Source organism: Litchfieldia sinesaloumensis (assembly GCF_900156865.1).
Classification (GTDB): Bacteria; Bacillota; Bacilli; order Bacillales; family Bacillaceae_L; genus Ferdinandcohnia; species Ferdinandcohnia sinesaloumensis.
The window spans coordinates 1,996,078-2,011,289 of the sequence record NZ_LT732529.1 but is presented as its reverse complement, the minus strand read 5'-3'; the positions used below and the strand labels follow the sequence as shown (position 1 = coordinate 2,011,289).

Below are 15,212 nucleotides of genomic sequence, written 5' to 3'. Positions count from 1 at the left end.
AAGGAGTTCGAGGAACCGAGTGAGGAAGCACCGGAGCGTACTTAAGGTACGTGAGGATGCTGACGAATGAGGTGACGAAGAAATCCGCCGCTTATCGAAGCCGAACAGGTTAAGTTAATAAGGGCGCACGGTGGATGCCTTGGCACTAGGAGCCGATGAAGGACGGTACTAACACCGATATGCTTCGGGGAGCTGTAAGTAAGCATTGATCCGAAGATTTCCGAATGGGGAAACCCACTGCTCGTAATGGGGCAGTATCCTTACCTGAATACATAGGGTAAGAGAAGGTAGACCCGGGGAACTGAAACATCTTAGTACCCGGAGGAAGAGAAAGCAAACGCGATTTCCTGAGTAGCGGCGAGCGAAACGGAAGATAGCCCAAACCAAGAGGCTTGCCTCTTGGGGTTGTAGGACACTCTATACGGAGTTACAAAAGAACGGAGTAGACGAAGCGACCTGGAAAGGTCCGTCAGAGAAGGTAACAACCCTGTAGTCGAAACTTCGTTCTCTCTTGAGTGGATCCTGAGTACGGCGGGACACGTGAAATCCCGTCGGAAGCTGGGAGGACCATCTCCCAAGGCTAAATACTCCCTAGTGACCGATAGTGAACCAGTACCGTGAGGGAAAGGTGAAAAGCACCCCGGAAGGGGAGTGAAAGAGAACCTGAAACCGTGTGCCTACAAGTAGTCAAAGCACATTTATGTGTGATGGCGTGCCTTTTGTAGAATGAACCGGCGAGTTACGATCCCGTGCAAGGTTAAGTTGAAGAGACGGAGCCGCAGCGAAAGCGAGTCTGAATAGGGCGAAATAGTACGTGGTCGTAGACCCGAAACCAGGTGATCTACCCATGTCCAGGGTGAAGTTCAGGTAACACTGAATGGAGGCCCGAACCCACGCACGTTGAAAAGTGCGGGGATGAGGTGTGGGTAGCGGAGAAATTCCAATCGAACCTGGAGATAGCTGGTTCTCTCCGAAATAGCTTTAGGGCTAGCCTCGAGTTAGAGTCTTGGAGGTAGAGCACTGATTGGACTAGGGGCCCTCATCGGGTTACCGAATTCAGTCAAACTCCGAATGCCAAAGACTTGATTCTCGGGAGTCAGACTGCGAGTGATAAGATCCGTAGTCAAGAGGGAAACAGCCCAGACCACCAGCTAAGGTCCCAAAGTATACGTTAAGTGGAAAAGGATGTGGAGTTGCTTAGACAACCAGGATGTTGGCTTAGAAGCAGCCACCATTTAAAGAGTGCGTAATAGCTCACTGGTCGAGTGACTCTGCGCCGAAAATGTACCGGGGCTAAACGTATCACCGAAGCTGTGGATTGTTCTTACGAACAATGGTAGGAGAGCGTTCTAAGTGCAGCGAAGTCAGACCGTAAGGACTGGTGGAGCGCTTAGAAGTGAGAATGCCGGTATGAGTAGCGAAAGAGGGGTGAGAATCCCCTCCACCGAATGCCTAAGGTTTCCTGAGGAAGGCTCGTCCGCTCAGGGTTAGTCGGGACCTAAGCCGAGGCTGAAAAGCGTAGGCGATGGACAACAGGTTGATATTCCTGTACCACCTCTTTACCGTTTGAGCAATGGAGGGACGCAGGAGGATAGGGTAAGCGCGCTGTTGGATATGCGCGTCCAAGCAGTTAGACTGGTAAGTAGGCAAATCCGCTTACCATAAGGTTGAGCTGTGATGGCGAGGGAAATATAGTACCGAAGTTCCTGATTCCACACTGCCAAGAAAAGCTTCTAGCGAGGTAAATGGTGCCCGTACCGCAAACCGACACAGGTAGGCGAGGAGAGAATCCTAAGGTGATCGAGAGAACTCTCGTTAAGGAACTCGGCAAAATGACCCCGTAACTTCGGGAGAAGGGGTGCTTTTTAGGGTGAATAGCCCTGAAAAGCCGCAGTGAATAGGCCCAGGCGACTGTTTAGCAAAAACACAGGTCTCTGCGAAGCCGCAAGGCGAAGTATAGGGGCTGACACCTGCCCGGTGCTGGAAGGTTAAGAGGAGGGGTTAGCGCAAGCGAAGCTCTGAATCGAAGCCCCAGTAAACGGCGGCCGTAACTATAACGGTCCTAAGGTAGCGAAATTCCTTGTCAGGTAAGTTCTGACCCGCACGAAAGGTGTAACGATCTGGGCACTGTCTCAACGAGAGACTCGGTGAAATTATAGTACCTGTGAAGATGCAGGTTACCCGCGACAGGACGGAAAGACCCCGTGGAGCTTTACTGCAGCCTGATATTGAATTTTGGTACAGCTTGTACAGGATAGGTAGGAGCCTTGGAAGCCGGAGCGCCAGCTTCGGTGGAGGCATTGGTGGGATACTACCCTGGCTGTATTGAAATTCTAACCCGAAGGCCTTATCGGCCTTGGAGACAGTGTCAGGTGGGCAGTTTGACTGGGGCGGTCGCCTCCTAAAAAGTAACGGAGGCGCCCAAAGGTTCCCTCAGAATGGTTGGAAATCATTCGTAGAGTGTAAAGGCACAAGGGAGCTTGACTGCGAGACCTACAAGTCGAGCAGGGACGAAAGTCGGGCTTAGTGATCCGGTGGTTCCGCATGGAAGGGCCATCGCTCAACGGATAAAAGCTACCCCGGGGATAACAGGCTTATCTCCCCCAAGAGTCCACATCGACGGGGAGGTTTGGCACCTCGATGTCGGCTCATCGCATCCTGGGGCTGTAGTCGGTCCCAAGGGTTGGGCTGTTCGCCCATTAAAGCGGTACGCGAGCTGGGTTCAGAACGTCGTGAGACAGTTCGGTCCCTATCCGTCGTGGGCGTAGGAAATTTGAGAGGAGCTGTCCTTAGTACGAGAGGACCGGGATGGACACACCGCTGGTGTACCAGTTGTCCTGCCAAGGGCATAGCTGGGTAGCTATGTGTGGAAGGGATAAGTGCTGAAAGCATCTAAGCATGAAGCCCCCCTCAAGATGAGATTTCCCATAGTGTTAAACTAGTAAGATCCCTCGAAGATGACGAGGTTGATAGGTCAGAGGTGGAAGCATGGTGACATGTGCAGCTGACTGATACTAATCGATCGAGGACTTAACCAAATAAATGAATGTGCGTACGTTATCTAGTTTTGAAGGAATGAATCCTTCATAAATAGTCTAGTGGCGATGGCGAGAAGGTCACACCCGTTCCCATACCGAACACGGAAGTTAAGCTTCTCAGCGCCGATGGTAGTTGGGACTTTGTCCCTGTGAGAGTAGGACGTCGCTAGGCAAGTAAAAGATCAACCTTAGGGTTGGTCTTTTTTTGTGCTGGAACTGAATCTTTTCGAGATTTCTAAAGAAGGTATAAATATAGTAGATTGTATCAAGCTTACTTAGTAATAATTAACACTATGACAATAGTGTAAATGTTAGTATAGCCAAAAATCTGTTGATAATTGTAACAATAGGTATATAATAGATTTTTAATAGGTATAAATACCTATTTGTTTATCATAGGTTTAGCATTTACGAATTTTAATAGATAGGCATCATGTGAGGTGTACACAAATGGTTCGAATTAGGTTAAAGTTAACAATCGTCATGATCGTTTTTGCAGTTGTGATATCTTTAGTTAATACGACTGTTGATTATCTTAGACTAAGAGAACAAGCAATAGATAACAACCAATTTCAAGTAAAGCAAATCGAAGAATCCATTGTACAGTCTATCAAAAATATTGAAAAAGCATACTACTTTTTTGATCAAGATACTTCGAAAAAGATGGAGTCAAGTAGCAAATATTTAATCGACCTTTATGAGGAAAATCCATACTTTGATAATTGGGATTTTGATGAGCTTAAGAAGTTAATAGGTTTTGATATTTACATAATCAACGAAAATAACGAAATTACGCATAGTAGTTTTATCGAAGATGTAGGTCTTGATTTTACAGTTTGCTGTGGAAAACTAGCAAAAATTATTGAGGATAGGCGAAATTCAGGAGAATTCTTCTCTGATGGTTTAGATATCGAGCAGAAAACAGGTGAAATCAAGAAATATAGCTATATGGCAACGCCAGATAAAAAGTTCGTAATTGAGTTGGGATATTCTTTACAAGATGGGACTATATTTAATGAATATAATTTTTTGCAAGTAAAACATGAGTTAGAGGAGAAGTATTCGTCTATCGATGAAGTGAATATATTAAATATTGGTGGTTTTTCATTGGGAGAACCTATTAATAAGGTAGGGCTATCAAAAGATAGAAGAGCTGCTTTTGAGAAAACACTGCAATCGGGGCAACAGTTTGAAATTACGTGTAAGTTGGGTAATGAACGAGTCCTTTATCGCTATGTTCCGTATACTTCAGCATATGACCTAGGTTCTACAAAGTCAAAAGTGATAGAAATTGCTTACAATCAAAAGGAGTTACAGTCTCTTTTACATAATAATTACAAACTGTATGTTGTTCAATTTTCAATCGTCTTGCTCGGAGCAACTATTATCTCGTTTATCATTTCGAACTGGATTTCTAAGCCTATGCATTTAGCGTTTCATGATAGCTTAACCGGTTTGAAGAATAGAGCCGCATTTAATGAAATTTTAGAAGATAAAATTGCGGAGAATAAAAGTACACTTGCTTTAATGATTATTGATTTAGATGACTTTAAATTAGTGAATGATACATTTGGTCACACGGTGGGGGATCAATTATTAAAACAGGTAGCCCAAAATATTCAATCGGTCATTCGTAAAGAGGACATAGCAATTAGATTAGGCGGAGATGAATTTGTCCTGATAATGCCTTCTACGAACAGGGAGGAAGTTACGTATATTGCTGAAAGCGTAATTGAGAGAATAAAAGAAGCTGTGAAACATATAGAAAAAGTCGATGGAATCATCTCCGCAAGTATTGGAATCGCACTTACTCCAGAACATGGAGATGACCCGGAATTGTTATACAGAAAAGCAGATTATGCCCTCTATTCATCAAAGAATAAAGGGAAAAACCAATATCATATCTTTACAAAGAATCATGAATTAAAAATGGGCTAGGTAGTAAGAGTACGTTAGGGAGAACGAATATTGTTCTCCCTCTGTTCATTATGAGAGCAACAAGGCTCCAAGTATAGGCAAAAGAAGGGCTACAATCCATAGTGGAGGGAATAGCTTTCTTGATTTTTTCACTCTTTTTGCTGGAAGGGTAAATCTGTAAAAGTTTTCATGTAAACAGCTCATAACTGCAAATATCATACTGGTGCCAATGAAGCTGGTTATAAGTGTAATCAAGTAGTACGCCATTTTATAATCGGTTAGTGGTAGTTTTGTAATCAAAATTAGTACTACCAAAGAGGTTACTGCAATGGTAAATAGAGTTCCAATGTTTTGAAAACAGTGTGTTGGTGACTTTCTAAGGGCATTCCAAATTGAAGTGTCTTCCAAGACAAGAATGTATGGCGTCAGCGAGTAAAGTAGCGCAATTACCATCATTAGTATCGCTATGGGCCAATAAACTTGAGTTAACAGCAAGATTATGCAACTAACTAGAAACTCAATTATCGAAAATTGTACCATTCTTTCAAAATAATAAGGTGCAATCTTTAGGATAGAGTATGTATTATCTGGTCCTTCTAGAAAGCATTTCATAGAACCGAGATACATACTGAGAGCATAGCTTTTTATCAGTATGATTAGCACAGTTGCAATGCTAGTTAGAATCCATTTATTGCTAGATGGTATCTGCAATAGTAAGTAGATTTCCTCTGGAGATACAATCCCATAAGGTATATGTAAATCTGAACGATGAAAGGAGAACATGTTGAAATTGAAGTAAACGGCAACTACTCCTAAAAAGGTCAGAATGACGTTTACGATGAGTGGGATCATGATAAGTCTAGGGTGGTATATTGTATGATACAAACCTTTTGCAATGTGCACGTATATCACCTCGAGTTGAAAAAACCTATTCCGGTTATGGAATAGGTTATTTTTTCTTTATTTTACCTGACCATTTCTTGAATCCGCCTTTTAGTTGGTAAAGGTCTTTGTAGCCCTTTCTACGTAACAACTGAGCTGCACGTCCACTACGGACAGTGTTTTGGCAGTATAGGTAGACTGGTTTATCAGGTCTAATTTCTGTTAATCGTTGTTTCATCTGTGATAAAGGTATATTACGCGCTCCGAGAATGTGACCCCCATCAAATTCGTTTGGTTCACGGACGTCAATTAATTGTGCTTTACGATAACCTTCACGAAACTGTTCTTCCGTTAATACCTTCATTATTTTTCGTTGGTAGAAGAAAGTGATGATTCCGTATGCGATGATTGCACCTAAAATAATTAAAAGTATTTCCAAAATCTATCTACTCCTTTTTCTGTCTCTCATTTTCTATTATATTCGTGTGACTTAAAAGAATCAAAGGAATTCTCTGGAGTATTTGATTTTGCATTTCAAACCCGTTCTGATAGACTAATGAAGGCATCTAATTTTTTGAACAAAGAGGGTTTGTTATGGGAAAAGAGGTATGGAGATTTATTGATTCAGGCAATTGTTCGCCAGCGTTTAATATGGCCTTAGATGAAGCATTGCTTGATTGGAATAGTGAGGGGAAGATCCCGCCAACAATCCGTTTTTATGGCTGGAATCCACCAACTCTTTCAGTTGGATATTTTCAAAAGGTAGAAAAGGAAATAAATTTAGAAGCGGTAAAAAAATATGGCCTTGGATTTGTTCGTCGCCCAACGGGTGGGAGAGGCGTATTACATGATCAAGAGCTTACCTATAGTGTTATTGTTTCGGAAGAGCATCCTGAAATGCCACAAACAGTTACTGAGGCTTATCGAGTTATTTCTGAAGGTGTGTTACAGGGATTCCGAAAATTAGGGCTTGATGCTTATTTTGCAGTTCCAAAAACGGCTGAGGAAAGAGAAGGGCTAAAGAATCCGCGTTCAGCTGTGTGTTTCGATGCTCCATCTTGGTACGAACTAGTTGTTGAAGGTAGAAAGGTAGCTGGAAGTGCTCAAACCAGACAGAAGGGTGTTATTCTTCAGCATGGTTCTATCCTACTAGATATAGATGAGGATAAATTATTTGATCTATTTAAATATCCTAGTGAACGTGTACGGGAAAGAATGCAACGTAATTTTAAAAATAAGGCAGTTGCCATAAATGCACTAAGGGAATTACCTGTAACCATTGAGGAAGCTAAGCTGGCCTTTAAAGAAGGCTTTGAGGAAGGACTAAATATTGTGCTGGAACCATATCAATTGACTGATGAAGAATTGAGTTATGTTCATCAAATTGCAGAGAAACGATATAAAAATGATGAATGGAATTTCAAGAGATAACGACTTTTTTAGTCGTTTTTTACTTGGCTAAAATGCCTAGTCTTTGGTATAAGTAGGTTTGTTCTGATAAGGGAAAAATCAAGCGACAAAATTCTTCAAAAAACCGGAAATTATTTAGTTTACCTAGTTTTTCCTCTGTTTTACTTTATATCTTATACTATTTTTAGTTTGACAAAAAAGATTTAGTTTATCTAAAAATCAATATATAGTGGTGTCGAAAATTATTTTAACACTATATATTGATTTTTATGTTGTCTTTCAAAACGATATATGATACTTTAATTTTATCATATTAAAAACACACATTATGTAATTAATAGATTTAAAGGGAGATGTGGGAATGACTGTTGTGCTAGAAAAAATGAATATTAATGTTGAAAGGTTGAACCAGGATATACGCCTTTTTCCTCAGGTCCATCCGGTTACAGAGGACATGAAGATTACTCATAAGGGTGTATCTAGGCTAGTAATGCTTGACAGGTATACGTTTAAGGATACCGAGAAGATTACTCTTGCAGAGGGCGACTTTGTTGTTCTAACAATCAAAGAAGATCCAAAGTTCCCAGCACGTGGTTTAGGTTTCATCGTTGACATCGATTGGGAGCAGAAGACAGCACAGGTGCTAGTAGATGAAGAGTATCGAGGTGTGTTGGACAAGCCTGAAGAAATAGAGACAGGTATTGTCAATCGTTCGCTTGATGTAATCGAGAAGCCTTTGGAAGTCTTCTATGAGCAGATTGCTATGCGAAATGCGACTGGTTTGGCTTCTGTTGAGACAACAGAGGAAAAGCGCAAGGAATGGTTTGATAAATTCTATCAAGAACTTGTGAGTCTCAACTTCATTCCTGCAGGACGTGTGCTATACGGCGCAGGTGCGGAAACGGATGTTACTTACTTTAACTGTTATGTAATGCCGTATATTCAGGATTCTCGTGAAGGTATTTCTGAACACCGCAAGCAGGTAATGGAAATCATGAGCCGTGGTGGCGGTGTAGGAACGAACGGTTCTACATTACGTCCACGTAACACACTAGCACGTGGTGTAAACGGTAAGTCATCCGGATCTGTTTCTTGGCTTGATGACATTGCAAAACTAACACATCTTGTAGAACAGGGTGGATCCAGACGGGGAGCTCAGATGATCATGCTTCAGTCAGATCACCCGGATATTATCGAATTCATTATTTCGAAGATGCAAAATCCAAGAATTCTACGTTATTTAATAGAAAATACAGAAGATGAAACGATAAAAAAATACGCACAAGAAAAATTAAAATTCTCTCCATTCACAGAACAAGAAGTTCAGATGTATCAAGGGATTGTGAATTACAAGCAAATTCCTGGTTACGGTGGATTTAGCGAGAAAATTATTAAAGATGCGGAACAAAAATTAGTAACGGGTGGAACTTACAGTGTTCATAATCCTGAGTTCTTAACAGGAGCAAATATATCAGTTTGTATCACGAAGGATTTTATGGATGCAGTTGAAAACGATGAAATCTATGAACTAAAGTTTCCTGACGTTGAAAGCTATAATGAAGAAGAAATGAAGATTTACAATGAAGAATGGCATAAGGTTGGAGACGTTCGCGAATGGGAAAAGCTTGGTCATAAAGTACGTGTTTACCGCAAGATCAAAGCTAAGGACCTTTGGAACCTTATCAATATCTGTGCAACGTATGCTGCAGAACCAGGAATTTTCTTCATTGATAATGCTAACGACATGACAAACGCACAAAGCTATGGTCAAAAAGTCGTTGCAACAAATCCGTGTGGTATCCGAGTAGTGGCTTAGTTTGCCTCACGTAAAAAACTGCGGAATAAAGCGGGAAGGCTGAGAGGCTAATCCGAACCGAAGGCTAATGTGAAAGTATTAGTCAGGGGCAACGCATAGAAGGTGAAACTGTCAAAAGCAGAATATAATCCTTCCACGAGGCCGCAGCACCTTAATAGGTGAAAATATATGCTGACCTTACAGGAAATGAACTGTAAGAAGTAAAGGATAAAAAACCTTTGCGTTAACAAAATTGGAACAGCCACTAGCACCATACAGTGTTTGTAACCTTGCAGCTGTTAACTTAGCTGAAATGGTGGATAAAGAGTCAAAAACTGTTAACTTTGAAAAGCTTAAGCAAACTGTTGAAGTCGGAGTAAGAATGCAGGACAACGTAATCGATGCAACTCCTTACTTCCTTGAAGAAAATAAAAAACAAGCATTGGGTGAGCGCCGTGTAGGTCTCGGTGTTATGGGATTACACGATCTGCTTATCTACTGTGAAACTGAATATGGTTCCGAAGAAGGAAATAAGCTCGTTGACGAAGTGTTCGAAACAATCGCTACAACTGCTTACCGTGCTTCAATCGAACTAGCAAAAGAAAAAGGAAGCTTCCCATTCTTAGAAGGAAATTCACCAGAGGATGGCAACCGTATCAGAGAAGCTTTAATTGATACTGGATATATGCAAAAAATGCCTGAAGATATTAAAGAAGGAATCATTAAACACGGAATTCGTAACTCACACTTACTAACCGTTGCTCCTACAGGCAGCACTGGGACCATGGTTGGAGTTTCCACCGGGTTAGAACCATACTTCTCCTTCTCGTACTTCAGAAGTGGACGTCTTGGTAAGTTTATTGAGGTAAAAGCTGATATCGTTCAAGAATATTTAGACCAACATCCAGAAGCAGATCCAAACAACCTACCGAACTGGTTCGTTTCTGCAATGGAACTTTCACCAGAAGCACATGCGGATGTACAATGTGTCATCCAACGTTGGATTGACAGCTCTATCAGTAAGACAGTTAACGCACCAAGAGGATACACTGTATCTCAAGTGGAAGGTGTATATGAGCGCCTATACAAAGGTGGAGCAAAGGGTGGAACTGTTTACGTTGATGGAAGCCGTGACGCACAAGTTCTTACCTTAAAAGCAGAAGAAAATACGTTTGAAGATGCAGAAGTATCAGAACAAGAAAATGAAAAGCCACAAAGCCGTGTAGTCCTTATGGATACTGTTATCGATTTACGTCAAACAGACGTAACAATCGGTTCTGAAGTAGGAGACACTTGTCCGGTTTGTCGTCAAGGTACAGTTGAAGACCTTGGTGGATGTAACACATGTACAAACTGTAACGCACAGCTTAAATGTGGACTATAAGTTAACACCCAAAGAAGGAATCATTGTGATTCCTTCTTTTTTCATACAGTTTATAAATCCCGCGTACTAAATCTCATACTTTGCGATTAAAAATGTAGTAAGGCATTGATAGGGAGGGGTACGAATGTTCATTGATGGCGTTTTTTCAGGTGGTGGTATAAAAGGGTTCGCTCTAATTGGGGCCTACCAAGCGATTGAAGCAAAGGGTTTAGTCTTTAAAAGATTGGCGGGCACCAGTGCGGGTTCCTTAATCGCCGCTTTAATATCTGTGGGGTATACAAGCAGTGAAATTATAAAACTTATGGAGGAATTAGACCTCAGTGATTTTTTGGATGAACGTAAAACACCATTGAACACACCATTAACAAAATGGCTACTCCTATATTGGCGCCTTGGACTCTACAAAGGGGATATGTTAGAAAAATGGATTTATCAAAAGCTTCGTGCTAAGGGTGTTGTAACCTTTCAAAACCTCCCGCAAGGTCGATTACGAATTATCGCCTCTGACTTAACAAATGGAAGAATCATGGTATTGCCTGATGATTTAGAGCGATATGGGATCCATCCAGCATCTTTCTCGGTCGCAAAAGCAGTTCGGATGAGCTGTAGTCTTCCTTACTTCTTTGAACCTGTCCGCTTAAAAGACTATCAAGGAAACACGATTGTAGTGGATGGTGGGGTTTTATCGAACTTTCCAATTTGGTTATTTGACGAGGAGCAAAAACTAAAAAAACGGCCCGTGCTTGGAATTAGACTTACAGGAAATAGTCAACAGCAAACCCAAAACAAAGTGAACAATGCCATTGATATGTTTGGAGCTCTTTTTGAAACAATGAAAAATGCGCATGACGCACGACATATCTCGCGTAGACATGAAAGGAACATCATTTTCATTCCAGTTGAAAGTGGGTTGACGACTGAATTTGGTGTAACAGATGAAAAGAAGTTAGAGCTTATTGAATTAGGGAAGAAACGGACAGAGTCCTTTTTGCGAACCTGGGGTTATTAATACATGGAAGGTAGAAACTAAAAAAACTTTATTCAGCCTTGTGCTGAATAAAGTTTAAAATAATGCGCGATTCTTCTTTTTTCCCTTTTTACCCTCTATAACGGTCAGGTGTGTTGTATTGGTTTTTCGCTTTTTATGAATGGACGATACAGTCGAACGTTTTGTTGCGTTTGAAGTGGTCTTCTTATTACCCACTCCCATAATCTGTGATTTCCTCTGACTTCCTGCCTTAAAACGTTTCTTGGACTGTTTCGCTGCTCGTAGATAAGCGGAATGGTCCTTTCCTCCCATTCGTCGACCAATCACAAATTTATATAGTAGAAAGATTATACCTACGAATAGAAAAATCATGCCAGCTTGGACAAGTAATGAACCAGGGTTTGTGAAAAGAGTATAGACAAATCCAAGTACTCCTAATCCTAGTAGAATCATTACGACTATATTTGATTTACGACGATTCATGAGATACACCTCCTGAAAGCTCTTGCTTTTATTGTATTATAGACTCATGTCGTTGTTGCCCCATATCTCATCAAAATAATTGATTATTATAAAAAACTCTTTGTTATATATATTCTACAAGATAAGTGAATAAACCTTCTATGTTAATAACATCATTTATGAACAATTTATTATTTTGATTTTCATTTTTATTCTAACCAGTAACTTCCAATACTACACATTTTTCCATGAATCTTTTCGAAATAGATTGAAAAAATTAAGGACATACTAGCAAATGGAGGTGTTTCCAGTGGTAGATGCTGAAAAAAAGAATCCAGAACTTGAACAAAACAAAAAAGATGGTGAGATGTCCTTAATTGGAAAGGTCGTTGTCATAGGTTTGTTCGGGGGTGTCTTTTGGAGTTTACTCTCTTATTTTACGTATGTTTTTAATTTTACAGAGCTTAGCCCCAATCTAATACTAAAACCATGGATCTTAGGTGATTGGAAAAACCGAGTTTTGGGTCAGTTTATTGGGATTTTTGTGATTGGTATTATTTCAATTGGTGTAGCACTACTATATTATGCTTTGTTAAAAAAGTTTCAGTCTATTTGGGTTGGTGCCGGATTTGGAATAGCACTATGGCTTCTCGTATTTTATGTGTTCAATCCAATTTTTCCAGACATCAAAACCGTTGCAGAATTAGAACGTAATACAGTTATTACTACATTATGCTTTTATATCCTATATGGTGTGTTTATTGGCTATTCCATTTCATTTGAGGAAAACGAAATGAAGGGTCAACGCCGTGTCGTCTCCGCAAATGAGTAGGTAATGTGGGATTAATTATGATAGAATGTTCTTGTTTGAACATTCTATTTTTAAAGGAGAATATATATGAAAAAAATACTCCTTATTAATGGTCCAAACTTAAATCGACTCGGGATGAGGGAGCCTCATATCTACGGGAGTGTGCGTCTTGCTGATGTAGAAAGAAGTTTGACGGAATTTGCGGAAACACAAAATGCTTTGCTAGAGTGTTTTCAATCTAATCATGAAGGTGCCATTATTGATGCCATTCATGACGCGGAAGGGAAATACGATGGAATCGTGATGAATCCAGCTGCTTTCACACATTATAGTTATGCTATTCGTGATGCAATCGCTGGAGTTACTGTACCTGTAGTAGAGATACATATCTCGAATATCCATACGCGCGAAGAATTTCGTCATACATCCGTCATCGCTCCAGTAACGATTGGCCAAATTGTCGGTTTAGGTGTTTACGGCTATAAACTTGCTCTGCTGGCAATGTTAGAGCACTTAGGGGGAAATCTAGATGAGTAAATTAACAAAATTACGTGAAGGTTTTTCAGGCTTTGGAATTGATGGATTATTGGTTACAAATAGTTACAACAGAAGATACATAACAAATTTTACTGGGACAGCCGGTGTTGCTCTTATTTCTGGAGAAAAAGCAGTCTTTATTACCGATTTTCGCTATGTTGAACAAGCTAACGAACAGATTAAGGAATTCGAGATCGTTCAACATTCAGGTCCAATCATTGAAGAGGTTGCAAAACAGGCTGAAAAAATGGGAATTAAGAAGTTAGGGTTCGAGCAAGAGGACCTTTCTTTTGCAACATACACTGCATATGACAAAGCAGTTCAAGCTGAACTTGTCCCAGTATCAGGTGCAATTGAAAAGTTACGCTTGATTAAGACAGAGTCAGAGATTAAGATATTAAAGGAAGCAGCAGAGATAGCTGACGCCGCCTTTACATATATACTAGATGTGATTCGTCCTGGTATCACGGAAATTGCAGTATCGACAGAGCTAGAATTCTTTATGCGAAAACAAGGTGCTGTTTCATCTTCATTTGATACAATTGTCGCTTCAGGTCATCGCTCTGCCTTACCACATGGAGTGGCAAGCGATAAGGTTATTGAAAAAGGTGATTTTGTAACACTAGATTTCGGTGCTTATTATAAAGGATATTGTTCAGATATCACTCGTACCGTCGCTGTCGGGAACCCTAGCGATGAACTTAAGAACATCTATGATGTTGTTCTAGAAGCTCAACTGCGAGGTATGGCCGGCATTAAGGCGGGAATTACAGGTATACAGGCAGATGCCTTAACTCGTGATTACATTACTGAAAAGGGCTATGGTGAATATTTTGGTCATTCGACAGGTCATGGACTTGGAATGGAAGTTCATGAACAACCTTCACTTTCATTCCGTTCTGACAATGTTCTTGAACCAGGAATGATCGTAACCTGTGAACCGGGAATTTACATAGCAGGACTAGGTGGCGTGAGAATTGAGGACGATGTTGTTGTTAAAGAAAATGGCAATGAATCACTTACATTCTCTAAGAAGGATTTAATTATTTTATAGACAAAGGTTTGTCGGAATTGGATTAGGAGGAAATTTAAGATGATTTCAGTTAACGATTTTCGTACAGGTTTAACAATCGAAGTAGACGGTGGGATTTGGAGAGTAATGGATTTCCAACACGTTAAACCGGGAAAAGGAGCTGCATTCGTACGTTCTAAATTACGTAATCTTCGTACAGGTGCTGTTCAAGAAAAAACGTTCCGTGCGGGTGAAAAAGTGGCCAAAGCACAAATTGAAAACCGCAAAATGCAATATTTATATGCAAGTGGTGACCAACATGTATTCATGGATAACGAATCCTATGAGCAAATTGAAATTCCTGCTTCTGCAATCGAATATGAATTGAAGTTCCTAAAAGAAAACATGGAAGTGCATATCATGATGTTCCAAGCAGAAACACTCGGAGTTGAGCTTCCAAATACAGTTGAGCTTAAAGTTGTTGAAACTGAACCAGGTATTAAAGGTGACACAGCTTCTGGTGGATCAAAACCAGCCACTCTTGAAACTGGCTTAACCGTACAAGTTCCTTTCTTCATTAACGAAGGTGATGTGCTTATCATCAACACAGATGAAGGATCATACATCTCACGTGCATAATGAATATCTGAATTAAGAACCCATCATTTGGTGGGTTCTTTTTTATATTCATGAAAACATAGTCGAGTGTTCGGTAAGAAGCATCTCAAGGTACACGCATGAGTCCAAAAAGAAGCAGCATGTCCCACAAGAAATATCTCAAAGCAAACTCGCCCTCATTCAACAAAAGTCACATAATCATCATCCTAAAGTTGATAACCACAATCCTCACCAAAGGTATCCCTCCAACATATCCAAAGACCAATCCCCCTACCTCAACAACAAAAAACAAATCTCAAAAATTCCTCTTCTGAAAACTCTTGAACAAGCATAGGTTGTACAAAAGAATTTTTTTAGT

The 15,212-nt window shown here is 40.5% G+C and carries 10 protein-coding genes, 2 rRNA genes and 2 pseudogenes; 11 read left to right on the top strand and 3 right to left on the bottom strand.

Annotated elements, in window-relative coordinates:
• Positions 1 to 107: 107 nt before the first annotated feature.
• The 3 genes from CZ490_RS10030 (at position 108) to CZ490_RS10020 (ending at position 4,976) form a co-directional block, all read left to right on the top strand.
• A 23S ribosomal RNA gene (locus CZ490_RS10030) occupies positions 108 to 3,038 on the top strand.
• Positions 3,039 to 3,094: 56 nt separating this feature from the next.
• Positions 3,095 to 3,210, top strand: a 5S ribosomal RNA gene (gene rrf / locus CZ490_RS10025).
• Positions 3,211 to 3,488: 278 nt separating this feature from the next.
• On the top strand, positions 3,489 to 4,976 hold the full coding sequence (locus tag CZ490_RS10020; RefSeq protein WP_077618768.1) for a GGDEF domain-containing protein: 1,488 nt from the start codon (positions 3,489 to 3,491) through the stop codon (positions 4,974 to 4,976).
• Between the two features lie 48 nt (positions 4,977 to 5,024).
• On the opposite strand, the gene CZ490_RS10015 is transcribed toward CZ490_RS10020, so the two are convergent.
• A complete protein-coding gene (locus tag CZ490_RS10015) occupies positions 5,025 to 5,858 on the bottom strand; it encodes a hypothetical protein (protein WP_077618767.1) in 834 nt (277 codons plus the stop codon).
• Positions 5,859 to 5,904: 46 nt separating this feature from the next.
• Entirely contained in the window at positions 5,905 to 6,276 is a 372-nt protein-coding gene (locus tag CZ490_RS10010; RefSeq protein WP_077618766.1) for a rhodanese-like domain-containing protein, read from the bottom strand.
• 155 nt (positions 6,277 to 6,431) lie between these two features.
• Here CZ490_RS10010 and CZ490_RS10005 point away from each other — a divergent pair, with 155 nt between their 5' ends.
• From CZ490_RS10005 to CZ490_RS09990, 4 genes and pseudogenes are all read left to right on the top strand, one after another.
• Entirely contained in the window at positions 6,432 to 7,268 is an 837-nt protein-coding gene (locus CZ490_RS10005) for a lipoate--protein ligase family protein (RefSeq protein WP_077618765.1), read from the top strand.
• 340 nt (positions 7,269 to 7,608) lie between these two features.
• Positions 7,609 to 9,045 (top strand): annotated as a pseudogene (locus CZ490_RS10000) (vitamin B12-dependent ribonucleotide reductase); the annotation flags it as partial.
• A 253-nt stretch (positions 9,046 to 9,298) separates the two neighbouring features.
• Positions 9,299 to 10,426: pseudogene (locus tag CZ490_RS09995) on the top strand (vitamin B12-dependent ribonucleotide reductase); the annotation flags it as partial.
• Positions 10,427 to 10,550: 124 nt separating this feature from the next.
• Complete coding sequence (locus CZ490_RS09990) at positions 10,551 to 11,435, top strand: patatin-like phospholipase family protein (RefSeq protein WP_077618762.1); 885 nt, start codon at positions 10,551 to 10,553, stop codon at positions 11,433 to 11,435.
• A gap of 54 nt (positions 11,436 to 11,489) precedes the next feature.
• Here the strand turns inward: CZ490_RS09990 and CZ490_RS09985 are convergent, their stop codons facing one another.
• A complete protein-coding gene (locus tag CZ490_RS09985) occupies positions 11,490 to 11,897 on the bottom strand; it encodes an SA1362 family protein (RefSeq protein WP_077618761.1) in 408 nt (135 codons plus the stop codon).
• A 289-nt stretch (positions 11,898 to 12,186) separates the two neighbouring features.
• Here CZ490_RS09985 and CZ490_RS09980 point away from each other — a divergent pair, with 289 nt between their 5' ends.
• The 4 genes from CZ490_RS09980 to efp all read left to right on the top strand — a co-directional run bounded on the left by CZ490_RS09980 (position 12,187) and on the right by efp (position 14,875).
• The gene (locus CZ490_RS09980) at positions 12,187 to 12,708 is read left to right on the top strand and encodes a YqhR family membrane protein (RefSeq protein ID WP_234987215.1); all 522 of its coding nucleotides are present in this window, start codon (positions 12,187 to 12,189) and stop codon (positions 12,706 to 12,708) included.
• 66 nt (positions 12,709 to 12,774) lie between these two features.
• Positions 12,775 to 13,224: a type II 3-dehydroquinate dehydratase gene (aroQ, locus tag CZ490_RS09975; protein WP_077618759.1), complete on the top strand. Its 450-nt coding sequence runs from the start codon at positions 12,775 to 12,777 to the stop codon at positions 13,222 to 13,224.
• Positions 13,217 to 14,278: a M24 family metallopeptidase gene (locus CZ490_RS09970; protein WP_077618758.1), complete on the top strand. Its 1,062-nt coding sequence runs from the start codon at positions 13,217 to 13,219 to the stop codon at positions 14,276 to 14,278. Before aroQ ends, CZ490_RS09970 begins: the two co-directional genes overlap by 8 nt.
• A 39-nt stretch (positions 14,279 to 14,317) precedes the next feature.
• Positions 14,318 to 14,875 (top strand): elongation factor P, encoded by a 558-nt coding sequence (gene efp, locus CZ490_RS09965; protein ID WP_077618757.1) that lies wholly within the window; start codon positions 14,318 to 14,320, stop codon positions 14,873 to 14,875.
• The last annotated feature ends 337 nt before the right edge of the window (positions 14,876 to 15,212 follow it).